The 18,435-nt window shown below is 65.9% G+C and carries 15 protein-coding genes and 1 pseudogene; 9 read left to right on the top strand and 7 right to left on the bottom strand.

Features of this window, described 5'->3' with window-relative positions; all coding sequences use genetic code 11:
• Positions 1-248: 248 nt before the first annotated feature.
• Complete coding sequence (locus tag SP5_RS12590) at positions 249-1,262, bottom strand: IS110 family RNA-guided transposase (RefSeq protein WP_042489398.1); 1,014 nt, start codon at positions 1,260-1,262, stop codon at positions 249-251.
• 81 nt (positions 1,263-1,343) lie between these two features.
• Between SP5_RS12590 and SP5_RS12585 the strand changes: the two are divergent.
• A pseudogene (locus SP5_RS12585) lies at positions 1,344-1,490 on the top strand (IS630 family transposase); the annotation flags it as partial.
• Between the two features lie 12 nt (positions 1,491-1,502).
• On the opposite strand, the gene SP5_RS12580 reads toward SP5_RS12585, so the two are convergent.
• The 6 genes from SP5_RS12580 to SP5_RS12555 form a co-directional block, all read right to left on the bottom strand.
• Positions 1,503-1,883 carry an IS110 family transposase gene (locus tag SP5_RS12580; protein ID WP_052811534.1) on the bottom strand — a complete coding sequence of 127 codons (381 nt, stop codon included), beginning with the start codon at positions 1,881-1,883 and terminating at the stop codon, positions 1,503-1,505.
• Positions 1,884-2,143: 260 nt separating this feature from the next.
• Positions 2,144-3,265, bottom strand: a complete 1,122-nt coding sequence (locus SP5_RS12575) for a peptidylprolyl isomerase (protein ID WP_042489199.1) — start codon at positions 3,263-3,265, stop codon at positions 2,144-2,146.
• The gene (gene narI / locus SP5_RS12570) at positions 3,265-3,984 is read right to left on the bottom strand and encodes a respiratory nitrate reductase subunit gamma (RefSeq protein ID WP_042489197.1); all 720 of its coding nucleotides are present in this window, start codon (positions 3,982-3,984) and stop codon (positions 3,265-3,267) included. Before narI ends, SP5_RS12575 begins: the two co-directional genes overlap by 1 nt.
• Before the next feature lie 11 nt (positions 3,985-3,995).
• Positions 3,996-4,679, bottom strand: a complete 684-nt coding sequence (gene narJ / locus SP5_RS12565) for a nitrate reductase molybdenum cofactor assembly chaperone (RefSeq protein WP_042489194.1) — start codon at positions 4,677-4,679, stop codon at positions 3,996-3,998.
• A 2-nt stretch (positions 4,680-4,681) separates the two neighbouring features.
• The gene (gene narH / locus SP5_RS12560) at positions 4,682-6,217 is read right to left on the bottom strand and encodes a nitrate reductase subunit beta (RefSeq protein ID WP_042489192.1); all 1,536 of its coding nucleotides are present in this window, start codon (positions 6,215-6,217) and stop codon (positions 4,682-4,684) included.
• Positions 6,214-9,942, bottom strand: a complete 3,729-nt coding sequence (locus SP5_RS12555; RefSeq protein ID WP_042489188.1) for a nitrate reductase subunit alpha — start codon at positions 9,940-9,942, stop codon at positions 6,214-6,216. Before SP5_RS12555 ends, narH begins: the two co-directional genes overlap by 4 nt.
• 345 nt (positions 9,943-10,287) lie before the next feature.
• Between SP5_RS12555 and SP5_RS12550 the strand changes: the two genes are divergently transcribed.
• The 8 genes from SP5_RS12550 (at position 10,288) to SP5_RS12515 (ending at position 18,382) form a co-directional block, all read left to right on the top strand.
• Complete coding sequence (locus SP5_RS12550; RefSeq protein ID WP_042489184.1) at positions 10,288-11,544, top strand: MFS transporter; 1,257 nt, start codon at positions 10,288-10,290, stop codon at positions 11,542-11,544.
• A complete protein-coding gene (gene moaA / locus SP5_RS12545; RefSeq protein WP_042489182.1) occupies positions 11,541-12,539 on the top strand; it encodes a GTP 3',8-cyclase MoaA in 999 nt (332 codons plus the stop codon). Before SP5_RS12550 ends, moaA begins: the two co-directional genes overlap by 4 nt.
• Before the next feature lie 20 nt (positions 12,540-12,559).
• Positions 12,560-13,786, top strand: a complete 1,227-nt coding sequence (locus SP5_RS12540; RefSeq protein WP_084220685.1) for an NnrS family protein — start codon at positions 12,560-12,562, stop codon at positions 13,784-13,786.
• Positions 13,787-13,935: 149 nt separating this feature from the next.
• Positions 13,936-15,414, top strand: a complete 1,479-nt coding sequence (locus SP5_RS12535; protein ID WP_245613486.1) for a PAS domain S-box protein — start codon at positions 13,936-13,938, stop codon at positions 15,412-15,414.
• Complete coding sequence (gene fixJ, locus SP5_RS12530) at positions 15,404-16,015, top strand: response regulator FixJ (RefSeq protein ID WP_042489175.1); 612 nt, start codon at positions 15,404-15,406, stop codon at positions 16,013-16,015. The genes SP5_RS12535 and fixJ overlap by 11 nt, the downstream gene beginning before the upstream one ends.
• Positions 16,016-16,147: 132 nt before the next feature.
• Complete coding sequence (locus SP5_RS12525) at positions 16,148-16,591, top strand: globin domain-containing protein (RefSeq protein WP_042489173.1); 444 nt, start codon at positions 16,148-16,150, stop codon at positions 16,589-16,591.
• Positions 16,592-16,654: 63 nt separating this feature from the next.
• Positions 16,655-17,191, top strand: coding sequence for a molybdenum cofactor synthesis domain-containing protein (locus SP5_RS12520; RefSeq protein WP_042489171.1), 537 nt, complete (start codon positions 16,655-16,657; stop codon positions 17,189-17,191).
• A gap of 9 nt (positions 17,192-17,200) precedes the next feature.
• Complete coding sequence (locus tag SP5_RS12515) at positions 17,201-18,382, top strand: molybdopterin molybdotransferase MoeA (RefSeq protein ID WP_042489168.1); 1,182 nt, start codon at positions 17,201-17,203, stop codon at positions 18,380-18,382.
• The last annotated feature ends 53 nt before the right edge of the window (positions 18,383-18,435 follow it).

Raw genomic sequence — 18,435 nt, 5'->3', positions numbered from 1 at the left:
TTGGCTTGGCGCTTCTATCGCTCGTGTGTCAGGCCTCATATTGTGGCCTGATATTCGCCGCGGGCCGGTATGCAGTTCGAAGAACGAGGTCCACATCGGTTCAGAGAGCTTTATTGCTCGAGCGGCGGGCCTGGTTTGCTCGTCCTGGAACATTGAAGTCCTTGCCGCATGATCGTCTGTCGATCTCCTTGTCGGGGCTGTCAGCCCCTAAGCGCTCCGCGTTTCGCCCTTGTGTGGGGGCAAGCGCGTCACGCCATCCGGTAATTCTGTTCGCGCGTCATCATCGCCCAGATCATGCGCGCCATTTTGTTGGCCAGCGCGACGGCCGCCACCATCCGCGGCTTGCGCCCCAGCACGCGGCCGAGCCAGTTGTCGGGCAACACGCCGCGCCGGATGATCCAACGGATCCTGCTCATCGCGCCAACGATCAACAGCTTGCGGATATCGGCCTGGCCCATCTTGCTTACGCCGCCGAGCCGGGTCTTGCCGCCGGTCGATCGCTGCCGTGGGACCAAACCGAGCCACGCGGCGAAGTTTCGGCCGCTGGCGAAGGCACGCAGATCGGGTGCGAATGCCATTATTGCGCCCGCGGTCACCGGGCCGACTCCCGGCACTGTGCAGAGCCGACGCATCGCGTCGTCGACCTTGGTCGCGGCGCGCAGCTTGAAGTGCAGGTCGTCGATCTTCTGCGTGAGCACCGCGATCTGGTCGAGGTAAAGACGAACGATATCGCGCACAGCGTCAGGCAGATCGGTCGCATCGTCGTCGATCACACCAGCGACGGTCTTGAGACCTGTCGGCCCTTGCGCAACGACGAGGCCGAACTCACCAAGATGTCCCCGCAGAGCGTTGATCAGTTGGGTGCGCTGTCCGATAAAGGACTGGTGGGTCCGGAATGCGACTGCGCGGGCCTGATGCTCCGCGCTCTTGACCGCCACGTAATGTAGGTTCGGCCGTAGCGCGGCTTCGGCGATCGCAGCCGCGTCCGCCGCATCGTTCTTCTGTCGTTTGACGAACGGCTTCACGTAGATCGGCGGGATCAGCCGCACCTCGTGGCCAAGGCCTTGCGCAAACCGTCCCCAGAAATGGCTCGTCGCGCACGCCTCCATCGCCACGATGCAAGCTGTCTGCTCGCGCAGAACCGTCTCAAGCTTCGCGCGCGAAACCATCCGATTAAATAGAACCGCCCCTCCCGCGGCGGTCGCGCAGACCTGGAAGCTGCGCTTGGCAAGATCGATCGCGAGAATGTGAACGTCGGTCATGTGCTCCTCCATCTCCAGCGCAGCGTCGCGCCGCTCAGGCATCATACGATGCCGGATGAAGGGGGCATCCACCTCATCAGTTCATTTTCCCGGCTCAAGGCCATGCTGCGCAAGGCGGGCGAACGAACCGTCAACGGGCTGTGGGGTTTGATCGGCAGGCTCGTCGACATCTTCCAGCCCGCCGAATGCGCCAACTACTTCAGCTCGTGCGGCTATGAACCGGATTGAGTGGAAAACGCTCTAAAGTGGGGCGACATACTCGACGATGCTGCTGAAGGTCACCGGCTTTTGCAGCCGGACGACCTCGGCGAGGTCAGGAGGAACGGCACGCACATCGACGCGGTCGTTCTTGGCGAGCATGCCGGTGGCTCTGGCAAACTCGCGGGCCTGACGCGGATGGACCCGCGAGAAAGGGTGTCCGCGCGCTGCCAGTGCGGCGATCAGGTCGCCATCGCAGCCGCTGGTGGCCTCGAAGACAAGGCGAACGTCATGATCGAGCGTGTCGAGCCAGGCAGCGATGGTATCCGGTGTGTTGGCGATCTGCCTGATCCTTCCCGATGGCAGCTCGCAGATGTCGATGAAGGCGCGCGAATGGTCGCAGCCGATGACGGCTTGTGGCATGGGTATGGCTTCTGTCCATGTCGTGCGGGATCGGTAGTCCCAAGCAACTGTTCAGGGTTGTCACCAACGCGGAAGGGACCCTTGCTCCCTATCGGGCTCCAGACCCTCGGGGGGGACGGGCTCCCTTCCGCAACCTCTTCATACCACCATCCCATCAGACAGGGGGGGTGATACGGATAAGTCCACTCGGCACGCCGCCACTCCCTCCCATTGAGATCCGAAACAGCAGCGCTGAGCTGGTGAGCGCTACCGTCAACTGATCACATCGCGTTTCGTGCCTGCGACGAGAGGTGAGAAGAGCACGCCGTGCATTCCACGTCGAGTTGTGCTTTCATGATCAATGCGAGAGCCGCCTGAGCGGGGTCGCCTGAATCCCGGGCCGCCGAGATGAGCTTGGTCCAGTGTTCGTCGGTCGCGCGGGCGACAAAGTCCGCGACAACTGCCCGCACGTACCCGACTGCATCGCTTTCGGTCTCGCCTGTGACTTGCAGGAGGCGCAGGCTGGTTTCGGGGTCATGCGCCGCAAGCCACGGGACCAGCCGTTCTGCAAGCCGGCTATCGCTGATCAGATCCCCCAGGCAGGCAGATCCTTGACGTACTTCCCCGTACGCAAGCGTCAGCGCTATTCCCTTTGCGGCGGCGGCCTCGGCAAGACCGGAGACATAACGCGCGCCCGCGGCCAACCATGCGCGGCTTTCGAGATGAAGGCGGATACCGGGCTCGACAACTTCAAACGGCAGGATACCGGCTTCGACGCACCGTTCGAGTTTCAGAATATGCCAGCCAAAGCGCGAACGGACTGGTGCAGACGCCACGGTTCCCGACTGCAGGGCAAGCAACGGCTCCTCCACTTCCGCCACCAAGTCACCGCACCGCATCTGACCCAGCAACCCGCCTAACGCCGCAGACGAGCAAGACGAATAGTCCCGCGCCGCCTCGGCAAACGATATCTCTCCCTTGGCAAGCTTCGTTGCCAGGGCTCGCGCCGCATCCTCGGCATCGCGCCAGCAGGCGTCACTGGCCGAGCGAGGCTCTATCAGAATATGTCCGGCTTCGTAGAGCTTCGGCACCCGGAAACGGTCGGACTGGGCATCATAAACGCGGCGGCACTCCGCTTCGGTCGGCGTAGCGATTTCGACGTCGGTCTCGAGCACCGCGCGCACCAGCGCGGCCTCTTCGGTCTCCTCGCAGCCCCGCGCGTCCACCTCGGGCATCGCGACCAGTCCCAGTTCGCGGGCGCGGTGTAGCAATAGCGCCTTGGTCGCGAGCGCCTCGGCCGCCGCGCGGCGGGCGTCGCCGATCGACGGACCGGCGTGGTGCTGCGCTTCGGCGGCAATCAGGCGTTCGGGGATCTCAACCCCATAGACGACGACCGCGCGCATCAGCGAACCCCCTTCGCGGCCAGGGTTGCGCCCACCAGCCCCCGCTTCGAGCGCACCAGCTGCCAGCCGCGCCGGTTGAGGTACCAGACGGGCGCGGAGAGCATGTGGACCAGCCGGGTGAAGGGAAAGACGAGCAGGATCGTCATGCCCAGTACCAGATGCGCCTTGAAGATCGGGTGCACGTCGGCGACGATCTGGGCGATGCCGGGCCGGAAGGTGAACACGCCCTGCGCCCAGGTCATGAATTTCACCATCTCATGCCCGTCGAGATGCCCCGCCGAAACCGGGATCGTCGCCAGGCCGAGGCTCAGCTGGAGCATCAGCAGCACCAGGATGGCGATGTCGCTGAAACTGGAAGTCTTGCGGATCCGCGGGTCGAACAGACGACGGTGCAGCAGCAACAGCCCGCCGGCGAGGCAGAGGAGCCCCGCGAGGCCGCCCGCCGCCATCGCGAGGATCTGCTTGGCGCCATGCGGCACGCCGAGCGCATCAAACACCCAGATCGGCGTCAACAGGCCGACGAAATGTCCGCCGAAGATGGTGAGCACACCGACATGGAACAGTACCGAGCCGGCAATCAGCTGCCGACGCCGCAGCAGCTGAGAGGAGCCGGAGCGCCAGCTATATTGCTCGCGATCGAACCGCACGACCGAGCCGACCACCAGCACGGTGATCGCGATATAGGGATAGACACCGAACAATATCTGATTGAGGTCCATGGTCCTGCTCCTCAGGCGGCGTTGGCGGGCGGGTTTATCGCGGCGACCAGCGCCTCGGCCTTGGGGCAGCCCATTTCGGCCGGGCCGAACCGCACCGCGGTTTCGCCCCAGAGCCGGTCGAGTGCGGCGAGATCGTCGGGGTCATCGTCCGGCTCGCGCAGCAGCGCGGCCAGCGCCTCGGCATCGGCGGGGTCATCGGCCAGCGCGGATAGCGCGCCGAACACTGCCCGATAGGGGCTCTGCCGCTTGTGCAGCCGCTCTCCCAGCGCCGCGATCACGTGGGAGGCCTCACCCAGCAGCGACGCCGCTTCCGCTGCCGGCAGCACCGAGAGGAACTCGAGGAACACCGGCAGATGGTCCGGCAATTCGGTCGCGGCGAGGACGAGGCCGTGATGCGTGTAGAGTTCCTTCAGCCCCACCATCGCCGGCCCGCGCTCACGGCTCTCGCCATGCACATGCTCGTAAAGGTTGAGCGAAAGCGATCGGGTACGATCGAAGAGCCAGACATAGCGTTCCTGGAGATCGTAGAGATCGTCCGCCGCCAGCCCCGCCGCCAGCCTAGCCAGCGCACGCCGGATCGGCGCCGGTACCAGACCCTCGGCCTCGATGATCGCCGCGGCATCGCGCGCCGCCGCCTGCACTTCGTGGGTGGGATAGCGCAACAGCAGCGCCAATGCGCGATAGGTGGTCGCCATGATCAGCCCTCTAGCTTGGTATGGGCGTGCACCTGGGTGCTCGGCCGCTTATTGGGACCGAACAGCCCCAGCTTGGTGTGGCCATCGGAACAGCCATTTCCGAAGGTGAAGCCACAGGCACCGCGTAGCCCATAGGCATCCTCGGCCTGTTCGCGGTGCGCCGTGGGAATGACGAAACGGTCCTCGTAATTGGCGATCGCCATGTAGCGGTACATTTCGTCGAGTTGCTGGGCGGTGAGCCCCACCCGATCGGCCACCGGGTGGTCGATCCGCCCCTCCACGCTCTTCGCGCGCATATAGCTGCGCATCGCCAGCATCCGCTCGAGAGCTAGCGTTACCGGCGCTTCTTCGCCCGCGGTCAGCAGGTTGGCGAGATATTTCACCGGGATCCGCAGGGAGGCGACATCGGGCATCTCGCCGTCCATCGCCAGCGCGCCTGCGGCGGCGGCCGATTGTATCGGCGACAGCGGCGGCACGTACCAGACCATCGGCAGCGTGCGATATTCGGGGTGCAGCGGGAAAGCGACTTGCCAATCGATCGCCATCTTGTAGACGGGGCTGCGCCGCGCCGCGTCCAGCCAGGCCTCGGGCACGCCACCGGCGCGGGCCTGCGCGATCACTGCCGGGTCGCTGGGATCAAGGAATACGTCGAGCTGGGCGCGGTACAGGTCCTGCGGATCCTCGGTCGACGCGGCGGCTTCGATCCGGTCGGCGTCATAGAGGAGCACGCCGAGATAGCGGATCCGGCCGACACAGGTCTCCGAGCAGACCGTCGGCTGCCCCACCTCGATGCGCGGGAAGCAGAAGGTGCACTTCTCCGATTTGCCCGAGCTCCAGTTGTAATAGATCTTCTTGTACGGGCAGGCCGATACGCACATTCGCCAGCCGCGGCACTTGTCCTGATCGATCAGGACGATGCCGTCCTCTTCCCGCTTGTAGATCGCGCCCGAGGGGCAGGCTGCGACGCAGGTGGGGTTCAGGCAATGCTCGCACAGGCGGGGCAGATACATCATGAAGGTGTTTTCGAACTGGCCGTAGATCTCCTTCTCCACGGCGTCGAAATTATAGTCCTCGGATCTCTTGGCGAACTCGCCGCCCAGGATCTCTTCCCAATTGGGGCCGCGTTCGATCTTCTCGATCCGCTCGCCGGTCACCGTGGAGCGCGGGCGTGCGGTGGGGAACGCCTTCATTTCCGGTGCGGTCTGGAGAATGCCATAGTCGAAGTCGAACGGCTCGTAATAGTCATCGAGCTCGGGAAGGTCGGGGTTGGCGAAGACCTTCGAGAGGATCCGCCACTTGGCGCCCATGCGCGGCTCGATCTTGCCGTTGGGCTTCCGGCGCCAGCCGCCGTTCCAGCGCTGCTGATTTTCCCAGTCGCGCGGGAAACCGACGCCCGGCTTGGTCTCTACATTGTTGAACCAGGCATATTCGACGCCTTCCCGGTTGGTCCACACGTTCTTGCAGGTTACCGAACAGGTGTGGCAGCCGATGCACTTGTCGAGATTCAGCACCATGCCGATCTGTGCACGCACCTTCATTTCGCGAACTCCTTTTCGGCACGGGCGTCGTCGAGCCAGTTGATCTTGCGCATTTTGCGGACGATGACGAATTCATCGCGGTTGGAGCCCACCGTGCCGTAATAGTTGAAGCCGTAGGCGAGCTGGGCATAGCCGCCGATCATGTGCGTCGGCTTGAGCACGGTACGGGTGCAGCTATTATGGATGCCGCCGCGCCGCCCGGTGATCTCCGATCCCGGCGTGTTCACGATCTTTTCCTGAGCGTGGTACATGAAGGTGGTGCCTTCGCGGATCCGCTGCGAGACCACCGCGCGGGCGGTCAGCGCGCCATTGGCGTTGAACAGCTCGATCCAGTCATTGTCGGCAATCCCCGCCTTCGCGGCATCGACTTCGGAGAGCCACACCACAGGCCCGCCGCGATTGAGCGTGAGCATCAGGAGATTGTCGCTGTAGGTGGAGTGGATGCCCCATTTCTGGTGCGGGGTGATGAAATTCAGGACGATCTCGGTCTCGCCATTGGGCTTGCCGCCCTGGACATAGGTAGTCTTGAGATCGATTGGCGGCCGATAGACGCACAAGGCCTCGCCGAACGCCCGCATCCATGCATGATCCTGATAGAGCTGCTGCCGTCCGGTCAGCGTCCGCCACGGGATCAGTTCGTGCACATTGGTGTACCCGGCGGTGTAGCAGACATGCTCGCTTTCGATGCCCGACCAGGTCGGCGAGCTGATGATCTTGCGCGGCTGCGCGACCAGGTCGCGGAAGCGGATCTTCTCGTCCTCCTTGGGCAGCGCGAGATGGGTGTGATCGCGTCCGGTCTGCGCGCCGAGCGCCGCCCAGGCCTTCACGGCCACCTCGCCATTGGTTTCGGGCGCGAAGGTGAGGATCGTCTCGCAGGCGTCGATGTCCGTATCGATCCGCGCCATCCCCTGCGTGGCGCCGGGTTCGAGCACTTCGCCGTTGAGCTCCTTCAGGAGAGCGACTTCATGGCCGGTTTCCCAGGCAATGCCCTTGCCGCCATTACCGACCTTGCCGAGCAGCGGGCCGAGCGCGGTGAAGCGCTTGTAGGTGTTCGGATAATCGCGTTCGACGATCGTGATCTGGGGCATGGTCTTGCCGGGCACCGCTGGGCACTCGCCCTTCGACCAGTCGCGCACGTCGAAGGGCTGGGCCAATTCACCGGCGCTGTCGTGCTGGATCGGCGTGAGCACCACGTCGGTCTCGACGCCGAGCACCTCGGGAGACACTTCCGAAAAGGCCTTGGCGATCGCCTTGAAGATTTCCCAGTCGGACTTGGCTTCCCAGGAGGGGTCCACCGCTGCCCCGAGTGGGTGGATGAAGGGATGCATGTCCGAGGTGTTGAGGTCGTTCTTCTCGTACCAGGTCGCGGTCGGCAGGACGATGTCCGAATAGACGGCGGTGGTGGACATGCGGAAATCCAGCGTCACCAGCAGGTCGAGTTTCCCTTCCGGGGCTTGGTCGTGCCAGGCGACGTCGCGCGGCTTCTGCCCGCCGCTTTCCCCCAGGTCCTTGCCCTGCACGCCGTGATCGGCGCCGAGCAGGTGCTTGAGGAAATATTCGTGCCCCTTGCCCGACGAGCCGAGCAGGTTGGAGCGCCAGACGAACATGTTGCGTGGCCAGTTGGCGGGATCGTCGGGATCCATGCACGACATCTGCACCGCGCCTGACTGGAGCGCCGAGACGGTATGTGCCTTGGGGTCGGCGCCCAGCGTCTTGGCCTCGCGGGCAAGATCGAGCGGGTTGCGCTGCAGCGCGGGCGCCGAGGGCAGCCAGCCTAGCCGTTCGGCCTTGGCGTTATAGTCGATCATCGACCCGCCCCAGTCGCCCGTCGGCGCCGTAGGGGACAGGATCTCACCCATGGCCACTGTCTCGTAGCGCCACTGATCGGTATGGGCGTAAAAGAAGGAGGTAGAATTCTGCTGGCGCGGCGGCCGGATCCAGTCGGTCGCGAAGGCGAGCGGGGCCCAGCCGGTCTGCGGCCGCAGCTTCTCCTGCCCAACATAGTGCGACCAGCCCCCGCCCGACTGGCCGATGCAGCCGCACATCACGAGCATGTTGATGGCGGTGCGGTAGTTCATGTCCATGTGATACCAGTGGTTCATCGCTGCCCCGATGATCACCATGGACTTGCCGTTGGTGTTCTCGGCGTTACCGGCAAAGCCGCGCGCGGTGGCGATGATCTGGTCGCGCGGCACCGAACTGATCGCCTCGGCCCAGGCCGGCGAATAGGGTTGCACATCGTCATAGTCGGCGGGCATGTGGGCGCCGCCGAAACCCTGATCGACGCCGTAATTGGCGAGCAGCAGGTCGTAGACGCAGGCGACCAGCGTCTCGCCTTCCGGCAGCATCATCCGCTTCACCGGCACGTTGCGGGTGAGCACGTCGGGATGGTCGGTCATCGCGAAGCCGTTGGTCGCCGCCCCGCCGAAATAGGGGAAGCGCACGGGCGCGACGTCGTCGTGTATACCCTTCAGGCCCAGGCGGAGCACGGTGCCGCCGGTCCCTGCCTTTTCCTCCAGGTTCCACTTGCCGGCCTCGCCCCAGCGGAAGCCGATCGAGCCGTTAGGCACGACGACATCGCCGGTCGCCTCGTCGATCGCGACCGTCTTCCATTCGGGATTGTTCGCCTCGCCCAGGGCGGCATCGAACTCGGAGGCGCGCAGCAGGCGCTCGGGCACATAGCCGTCCCCCTGCGGCACCAACCGGACGAGCATCGGCATGTCACTGTATTTGCGGACATAGTCGCGGAAATACGGCACCTGCCGATCGACGTGGAATTCCTTGAGGATGACATGGCCGAACGCCATGCCGAGCGCGGCATCGGTGCCCTGCTTCACCGCCAACCAGAGATCGGCGAATTTCGATGCTTCGGAGTAATCCGGGCAGATCACCACCGACTTGGCGCCGCGATAGCGCGCCTCGGTGTAGAAATGCGCGTCGGGGGTGCGGGTTTGGGGCACGTTCGAGCCCCACAGGATTAGGAAGCCCGCGTTGAACCAGTCGGCGCTCTCGGCGACGTCGGTCTGTTCGCCCCAGGTCTGCGGCGAGGCGGGCGGCAGGTCGCAATACCAGTCGTAGAAGGACCCGCACACGCCGCCGATCAGCTGCAGGTAGCGCGCACCCGCCGCATAGGAGACCATCGACATCGCCGGAATGGGCGAGAAACCGAAAATCCGGTCCGGCCCCCAGGTCTTGATCGTATGGGCATTGGCGGCGCCGATGATTTCAGTCACTTCCTCCCAGGTCGCGCGCACCATCCCGCCCGAGCCGCGCATCCGGGTGTAGGAAGCACGCACGTCCGGATCGTTCTGGATCGCAGCCCAGGCCGCGACCGGCGTCCGCGTCGCCCGCGCCGCACGCCATGCTTTGAGCAGCCGCCCGCGGATCAGCGGATGCTTCACTCGATTGGCGGAATAGAGATACCAGGAATAGCTGGCGCCGCGGGCACAGCCGCGGGGCTCGTGGTTGGGCAGGTCCGGCCGCGTGCGCGGATAATCGGTCTGCTGGGTTTCCCAGGTGACGATGCCGCCCTTGACGTAGATTTTCCACGAACAGGAGCCCGTGCAGTTCACGCCGTGCGTGGAGCGCACGATCTTGTCGTGCTGCCAACGATCCCGATAGGCCTGTTCCCAGGTGCGGTCGTCATTGTTCGTCACGCCGTGGCCATCCGAGAAGGTTTCGGTACGGCGCGTGAAGAAGAAGAGGCGGTCGAGCGTGTGACTCATCCTGGAATCCCGAGCTGGCGCAGCACCGAGTCGATGGTGCGAACGCCCCTTGGCTAGGGGCGGGTGCCGGTGCTGTCGGCCTGGGTATTCTCCCTCCGGTGCGTACCCTAGGTCGCACACCCCAATGTCCCGATCCGCCGGTGCGGCCTATTCCGCCGAGGCACGCAGTCCCGCCACCGGGGTATCCATGACCGACCGACCACCACCCCGACCGATCCTGCCGCGGGACTCGCACGGAACGGAAACCCGCGCCGTCTGGCCGCGCCCGAAATTGCCGCTGCCGGAGGTGCTGGCCCCCGCCGCGCCGCCTGCGCCCCCAACACCCCCCACGCCCGGAGAAGCGCCATGAACCTGGCCGCCCCCCCGCCCCAGCACCGCGCGCTGCTCGTGCTGCTGGTGTCGACGCTCGCCTTCGCCGTCACCTTTGCCGCCTGGATGATGTTCGGCGTCACCGGCATCCCGATCCGCAAGGAACTGGGGCTCACCGCATCCGAGTTCGGCCTGCTGACCGCGACGCCGGTGCTGACCGGCGCCGTGTTGCGGCTGATCTTCGGCATCTGGACCGATCGCTTCGGCGGCCGCGCGGTCATGACCTGGCTGCTTGCCGGCAGCGCCCTCCCGCTGTGGATCTCCTCCTACGCCACCCAGTTCTGGCAGTTTCTCGCCATCGGGCTGGTGCTCGGCGTGGTGGGCGCCACCTTCTCTGTCGGCACCCCCTATGTCGCGCGCTTCTTCACCAGGAGCCGCGGCTTCGCCATGGGCGTGTTCGGCGCCGGGGTGAGCGGCGCTGCGCTCAACATGTTCGTCGCGCCCCAGCTGATCACCCATTTCGGCTGGCAAAGCGTGCCGCGGGTCTATGCGCTGTGCCTTCTCGCCATGGCGCTGCTGTTCCGCCTCGTGGCCCTGCCCGATCCCGGCAAAGGTAAGAGCTCGGCGTCGATTGGCGAGCAGCTGCAGGTGTTGCGCGACCCGCGCGTGTGGAAATACTGCCAATATTATTCGATCGTGTTCGGCGGCTTCACCGCGCTGTCGATCTGGATGCCGCAATATTTCCTCAACCAGTATCACCTGCCGATTGCCCGGGCGGCGCTGCTCGCCACCTGCTTCTCGTTGCCTGGCGGCGTGCTGCGCGCGATGGGCGGCTGGCTGTCGGACCGCTTCGGCCCGCAGCCGGTTACCTGGTGGGTGCTTTGGGCGGCGTGGATCTGCCTGTTCCTGCTCTCCTACCCGCCGACCGACCTGACCATCCAGACGATGCGTGGGCCGCTCACCCTCCATCTCGCGCTGCCGCTCTGGGCCTTTGCCGGGCTGATGTTCGTCCTCGGCGTCAGCTTCGCCTGCGGCATGGCCTCCACCTTCAAATATATCGGCGACGACTTTCCGGAGAACATGGGCGCCGTTTCCGGCGTGGTCGGCATGGCCGGGGGCCTGGGCGGCTTCCTGCTGCCGATCCTGTTCGGTGCGCTGCTCGACCTGACCGGAATCCCGTCCACCTGTTTCATGCTGCTCTACGGGATCGTCTGGGTGTCGCTGATCCTGCTCTACGTGACCGAGATCCGCCGGATGCGGGTGCTCGGCACCGCCCGGGCCGCGCAGGCGTGAGCGGCGCGGCGCCTTCCGGACCGGCGCTGGCCGATACGTTCGGCAGGCGCTTCCGCTATCTGCGACTGTCGGTAACGGAAGTGTGCAACTTCCGCTGCACCTATTGCCTGCCCGACGGCTATCGCAAGCAGGGAACGGCCGACTTCCTGTCGGTCGAGGAAGTCGGCCGTCTCGTCGGCGCCTTCGCCCGGCTCGGCATCGGCAAGGTGCGGCTGACCGGCGGCGAACCCACGGTGCGCCGCGACATCGAGGCGCTGATCGCCCGGGTGGCGGCGACGCCGGGCATCGGCAAGGTGGCGCTCACCACCAATGGCTGGAACCTGCGCCGCCATGTAGCGGCGTGGCGCGGGGCCGGGCTCACCCATCTCAACGTCAGCGTCGACGATCTCGACCGCACCCGTTTCGCCGCGGTCACCGGCGGCGACCGGTTGCCCGCGGTGCTCGCCGGCATCGATGCGGCGCTCGAGGCCGGGATGCCAGCGGTCAAGCTCAACGCCGTGCTCCTCGCCGACCAGGCCGAGCCGGCGTTCCAGCGCTTCGCCGCCTTTGTCCGGGACCGGCCGATCGCCGCGCGCTTCATCGAACTGATGCGCACGGCAGACAATGCCGCCTACTTCGCCGCCAACCATTTGCCCGGCGATCGGCTGCGCGGGTGGCTCGATGCGCAAGGCTGGGCGCCTTTGCCACGTACATCGGACGGCGGACCGGCGACCGAATATGCCCATCCCGATCACCGCGGCCGGATCGGGCTGATCGCCCCCTATGCGCCCGGCTTCTGCGACAGCTGCAACCGGCTTCGCGTCACCGCGCGCGGCCGGCTGCGGCTGTGCCTGTTCGGCAGCGGCGGCGTCGATCTGCGGAGCTTCCTCGCTCAGGGGCAGGAAGCGGCGCTCGCCAACCGCATCCGTTCCGCCCTCACCGGCAAGGCCGCCGGCCACCGTCTTCACCGGGGCGACACCGGTGATCTCCGCCAGCTGGCCCAGCTGGGCGGCTGACCCCACCAGGAATCCCTGCGATGCAACTGCGCCTCCACCCTGCCGATCCCGATGCCCCTTCCGCCCGCCGGCGTCGGTTGACGGCGAGCCCGCCTCTTCTGCGCGGCGGCTTTCGCCCCTTCTTCCTGGCGGGCGCGCTCTGGGCAGTGATCGTGCTGCTGCTCTTCCTGTGCGCCCTCGCCGGGCAGATCACCCTGCCGAGCCGCTTCGATCCCGTTACCTGGCACCGGCACGAGATGCTGTTCGGCTATATTGGCGCGGTGATCGCCGCCTTTCTGCTGACCGCCATTCCCAACTGGACCGGGCGGCTGCCGATCTCGGGGGCACCGCTTGCCGCTTTGGTCGGCCTGTGGGCCGCCGCGCGGGGTGCAATACTGTTCTCCGCCTGGGTGAGCGCACCGCTGGCCGCACTGCTCGGTACCGGCTTCCTGCTGGCGCTGGCGGCCTGTTGCGGCCGAGAGGTGCTGATCGCGCGCAACCGCAACCTGCCGATGATCGCGCTTGTCCTGCTGCTCGCCCTTGCCGACGGACTGGATCATGCCGAGGCGCTCGGTGTCGCCCTTCCTGCCGGGCTCGGCTACCGCCTCGCGATCGCGCTCGTCACCACGATGCTGGGCCTGATCGGCGGCCGCATCATTCCTTCCTTCACCCGCAACTGGCTGGCTCGGCAGCCGCAGCCGGGCAGGCTGCCGGGCCAGCCGACCCGGTTCGACCAGCTCGTGCTGCTGCTGAGCGCAGCGGCGATGCTGGCATGGACGGCGGCACCGTCCGCCGCCGCCACCGGCTGGTTGTTGCTGCTGGCCGGAGCCGGGCAGTTGCTGCGCCTGTGTCGCTGGCAGGGATACCGCACCCTGGCGGATCCGCTCGTCGCCATGCTCCATCTTGCTTATCTGTGGATTCCGACCGGCCTGCTGCTGATGGGCGCAGCGATCCTGACCGACCGGATACTGCCCTCGGCGGCCCTGCATGCGCTCACCGCTGGCGCAATGGCGAGCATGACGCTGGCGGTGATGACGCGGGCCACGCGCGGCCATACCGGTCGCCCGCTGCTGGCAGATGCCGCCACCACGGCGGCATACGCGCTCATTCTGGCTGCCGGCATCCTCCGCGTAACGGCGCAGCTGCTTCCCCTTCCCTACATGGCTGCGATGCAGCTTGCCGCCTTGGCCTGGTTCGGGGCCTTCGGCCTCTTCCTCCTTCGATACGGCCCGATGCTGTGGCGGCCGCGTGTGGACAGCAAGCCATGAGACGCCGATGGGTATTCTTCCCGCCGCGCCGGATCTGATAGACGCGCGCAAAGACCATTGGCAGGCAGCAAAACGTGGACCACTCTCGGACCGAAACCGGAACTGCCAAGCGGCCCGTTCACGCGTTCCCGACTGCATTGCGGGAGGGCGTGCCGGCATCGTTCGTTCGCGAGATGAACGGCGTCGTCGCGCTGCTGTTCGCCGTGTCGGTGCTGACCGTGGGCTTCTGCGCCCGCGTCGGGCTCGATCCGCTGCTCGAACGCCGGGCCACCTACATCTTCTTCGTCCCCGGCATCGTTGCGGCGGCCGTGGGGGGCTTCTGGCCGGCGCTGCTGGCAACGGCGCTAGGAGCAGTTGCCGGGATGACGGCTGACGTCCTCACCGGGCAACTGCTGTTCGGTGATGCGGTGGCGACAAGCGTCTATTGCTGCGTCGGGATCATCCTGGCGCTGGGCGGCGGCTGGCTGCGCCGCGTACGCGATCGGGAAGCAGCCAAGACCCGCGATCTCGCCGAGCGCGAGGCGCACCTGCGCTCGATCCTGCGCACCGTGCCTGACGCGATGATCGTGATCGACGAGGACGGCCTGATCCGCGATTTCAGCGACACCGCGGAACGCCAGTTCGGCTGGACTGCCGAGGAGGTGGCGGGGCGCAATGTCAGCATACTCATGCCCTCCCCCTATCGCGAGCAGCACGACCAGTACCTTCAGCGCTATTACCAGAGCGGAGAGCGAAAGATCATCGGCGTCGGTCGCGTCGTCGTCGGAGAACGCAAGGACGGCACCACTTTCCCGATGGAACTAGCCGTGGGCGAGATCGCGCTGCCCGGCGGCCGCTTCTTCACCGGCTTCGTCCGCGACCTGACCGAACGCCAGCAGACTGAAACCCGCCTCCAGGAACTGCAGACCGAACTCGTCCACGTCTCGCGGGTGACGGCGCTGGGCGAAATGGCCTCGGCGCTCGCCCATGAGCTGAATCAGCCACTGAGCGCGATCGGCAATTATCTCATGGGCAGCCGGTCCCTGCTCGAACGCGACGAGCCGCCGCTCGACCGGGTCTTCGAAGCAGTCGAACGCGCCAGCCGCGAAGCGCTGCGAGCCGGAGAGATCATCCGCCGGCTGCGCGACTTCCTCGCCCGCGGCGAAACCGAACGGCGGCTGGAAAGCCTGCCCAAGCTGCTCGAGGAAGCCTGCGCGCTGGCCCTGGTCGGTGCCAAGGAACATGGTATCCGCGTCCGCTTCGAACTCCACCCGGCGATCGACCTCACGCTGGTGGACAAGGTCCAGATCCAGCAGGTGATCCTCAACCTCATCCGCAATGCGGTCGACGCGATGAGCGTGGCCGAGCGGCGCGAGCTGCTGGTGCGCCTAACGCCCGACAAGGACGACATGGCGCGCGTCACCATCGCCGACACCGGCCCGGGCATTCGGCCCGATATCGCCGCACAGCTGTTCCAGCCCTTCGTCACCACCAAGCGCAGCGGCATGGGGGTCGGCCTGTCGATCTGCCGGACGATCGTGGAAGCGCATGGCGGACGCATCTGGGTAGACGCGGAGAGCGAGGGTGGCGCAATGTTCCACTTCACGGTGCCGGATTTGAGCAGGGAGGAATTGCGAGATGCCGAGTGAGCCCGTCGTTCATGTGATCGACGACGATGAGAGCGTACGCGATTCACTCGCCTTCCTGCTCGATTGCTCGGACATCCCGACTCGCACCTATGAATCGGCGACGCAGTTCCTGGCGGTTGCCTCCGAAATCGACAGCGGCTGCATCATCACGGATGTCCGCATGCCGGAAATGAGCGGGCTCGAGCTGCTCACCAAGCTCAAGGCCATGGGCCATGCGCTGCCAGTGATCGTCATTACCGGCCATGCCGATGTGCCGATGGCGATCCAGGCGCTGCACGCGGGCGTTTCGGACTTCATCGAAAAGCCGTTTGGGGACGAGGCGATCCTCGTCGCAGTCCGTGCCGCCCTGGCCAAGCAGCGCAACCGCGAGGAGATCGCGCTCGAACGCGACGAGATCCGCAAGCGGCTCGCCACGCTGTCCGGTCGCGAGCGCGAGGTGATGGAGGGACTGGTCGAGGGTAAGGCCAACAAGGTGATCGCCTATGACTTGGATATCAGCGCGCGGACCGTGGAGGTCTATCGCGCGAACGTGATGACCAAGATGAAGGTCCGCACGCTTTCGGAACTCGTCCGCCTGGTGATGATCGCGCGGCTGGCCTGATGAAGAAAGCTCGGCGATCCCGCCCCTTAGGGGACGTACCGGAGGGAGAAGACCCGATGCGACAGCCCCGCCCTTTCGCGCGATAGCGACTAGGGACGGCCCGGTTCGGCCGCCACCCTCGAAAGGAATTCCGTGGCCAACGCCCTGTCTCCGGAGACGATCGCGATCGTCAAGTCGACCGCCCCCGCACTCAAGCAGCACGGTCTCGCTATCACCCAGCGCATGTACGAACGGCTGTTCGTCGACGAAGCGATCAAGGGCTTGTTCGATCAGGCCTCGCAGGAGTCGGGCGAGCAGCCCAAGCGCCTCGCCGCGGCGATCCTGGCCTATGCCGAGAATGTCGACAAGCTGACGGTCCTGGGCCCGGCAATCGCCCGCATGGCCGCACGCCATGTCGAAACCGGCATCCGCCCGGAACATTATCCTGCGGTAGCAGAGGCCCTGCTCCCTGCGATCAAAGATGTTCTCGGCGATGCCGTGGACGAAACGATCCTGGCCGCCTGGGGAGCGGCGTATTGGCTTCTGGCCGACGTCCTGATCGCGGAAGAAGCCAAGCGCTACGCCGAGGCAGGCTGAAATCCCTGGCCCCGCACCAGGGGCCAGGTTCTGCAACGCAATTGGAAGACGGGAAGGACGGGCATGGCCGGCATCGACGAGGCGTTGACCTTTTATCCGCTGGGCATGGCCGTCCTCACCATCAGCGACACGCGCACCGTGGCGACCGACAGTTCGGGGGCGTTTCTGGCCGATAGCATCGTTGCCGCCGGGCACACGCTGCACGATTGTGCGATCGTCACCGACGACATCCCGGCAATCCGGCGGCAGATCGTCCGCTGGCTCGAGCGGTCCGAGATCGAAATCATCCTCACGACGGGTGGAACCGGCTTCTCGCAGCGCGACAACACGCCGGAAGCCGTCAAGCCGCTGCTGCGTCGCGAGATGGACGGATTCCCGGTAGCCTTCCACCAAAAGAGCCTGACCACCGTCGGCGTCGCCTCGATGCAGTCCCGCGCCTTTGCTGGGCAGGCAGGCGATGCCTTCATCTTCTGCCTGCCGGGTTCAACCGGGGCCTGCCGCGACGGCTGGCAAGGGCTGCTCGAACTCGAACTGGACAGTCGTCACCGGCCCTGCTCGATCGCGGGCGCCCTGCCCCGCCTGCGCGACGTATGTGCATAGAGCCGGACGATGATCGCCTTCGACGATGCGCAGGCGCTGCTTGCCCGAGTGGTGTCCCCGCTGGGCATCGAAAGGATCGCGCTTGAGGAAGCTGAGGGACGATTTTTAGCCGAGCCACTGCACGCGGCCTTCGACTCGCCGCGTGCGCCGGTTTCCGCAATGGACGGATATGCCGTTTGCGATGCGGCAACGGTTCCGGGCCTCCCCTTGGACGTCGTCGGAGCGGCGTTCCCCGGGAAGTGCTTTCCCGCTCCAATCGCGGCAGGACAGGCTGTACGCATTTACACCGGCGCTCCGCTTCCCGCGGGCGCTGACCGCGTCATCGCGCAGGAACATGCCACAAGATCGGCGGGTCAGGTGACCTTCGACGCGGACTATGGCCCCGGTTGGCACGTCCGTACGCCAGGCAGTGATTTCACCGGGGGCGCGTGCCTGCTCGAGAAGGGGCTGAGGCTCACACCGGGAGCCTTGGTAACCGCAGCGTCCGCGGATGTTTCGCACGTAGACGTCCACCATCGCCCCGTCGTCGCAATGATCGCCACCGGCGACGAACTCGTCTCCCCTGGCACCGCGGCGGCCTTGCCCTGCGCGATTCCCGACAGCCTCAGCTACGGCGTTCGCGCGCTAGCTCGGCGAAACGGTGCACTGGTCAAATTTTTCCGCCGCCTGGGCGACGATGTCGTCGCGCTTGCGGCGGCGGCAGGAGAGGCGCTGGAGCACGCGGATGTGGTCGTCATCTCGGGGGGCGCCTCGGTAGGCGATCGCGATTTCGCCAAGCCTATGTTCACCCCGCACGGCCTCGAACTCGTGTTCGACAAGGTCGCGATGCAGCCGGGAAAACCTGTCTGGTTCGGGCGCGCGCGGGATCGCTGGGTACTGGGGCTTCCGGGGAACCCCACCGCAGCGATGGTGACAGCCCGGTTGTTTCTGATTCCCCTTCTCCACAAGCTGCAGGGGAGGACGGTTCCGGCTACGGAGTGGCGGCGGCTGCCGTTGGCAGCGTCGCTGCCCGCCGTCGGCACGCGGGAGCTATTTGTACGAGCGCAGTGGCGGCCGGAAGGACTGCTGCCTGCAACCAGCCAGGACAGCGGCGCCCAGTCCGTCCTCGCCCAAGTGGACTGGTTAATCCGGCGACCGCCACGCAGTGGCTCCCTTGCGAAGGGCGCGCTCGTGGAGGCGACGCCAATTTAGCGACAGTGGAATGGTGCCCACTGCTCAGCAGCCAATAAGCAATTAGCATGGTG

Source organism: Sphingomonas parapaucimobilis NBRC 15100 (assembly GCF_000787715.1).
Classification (GTDB): Bacteria; Pseudomonadota; Alphaproteobacteria; order Sphingomonadales; family Sphingomonadaceae; genus Sphingomonas; species Sphingomonas parapaucimobilis.
Note: the sequence above shows the minus strand (reverse complement) of the source record. Positions and strands in the feature narration are given on the sequence as shown.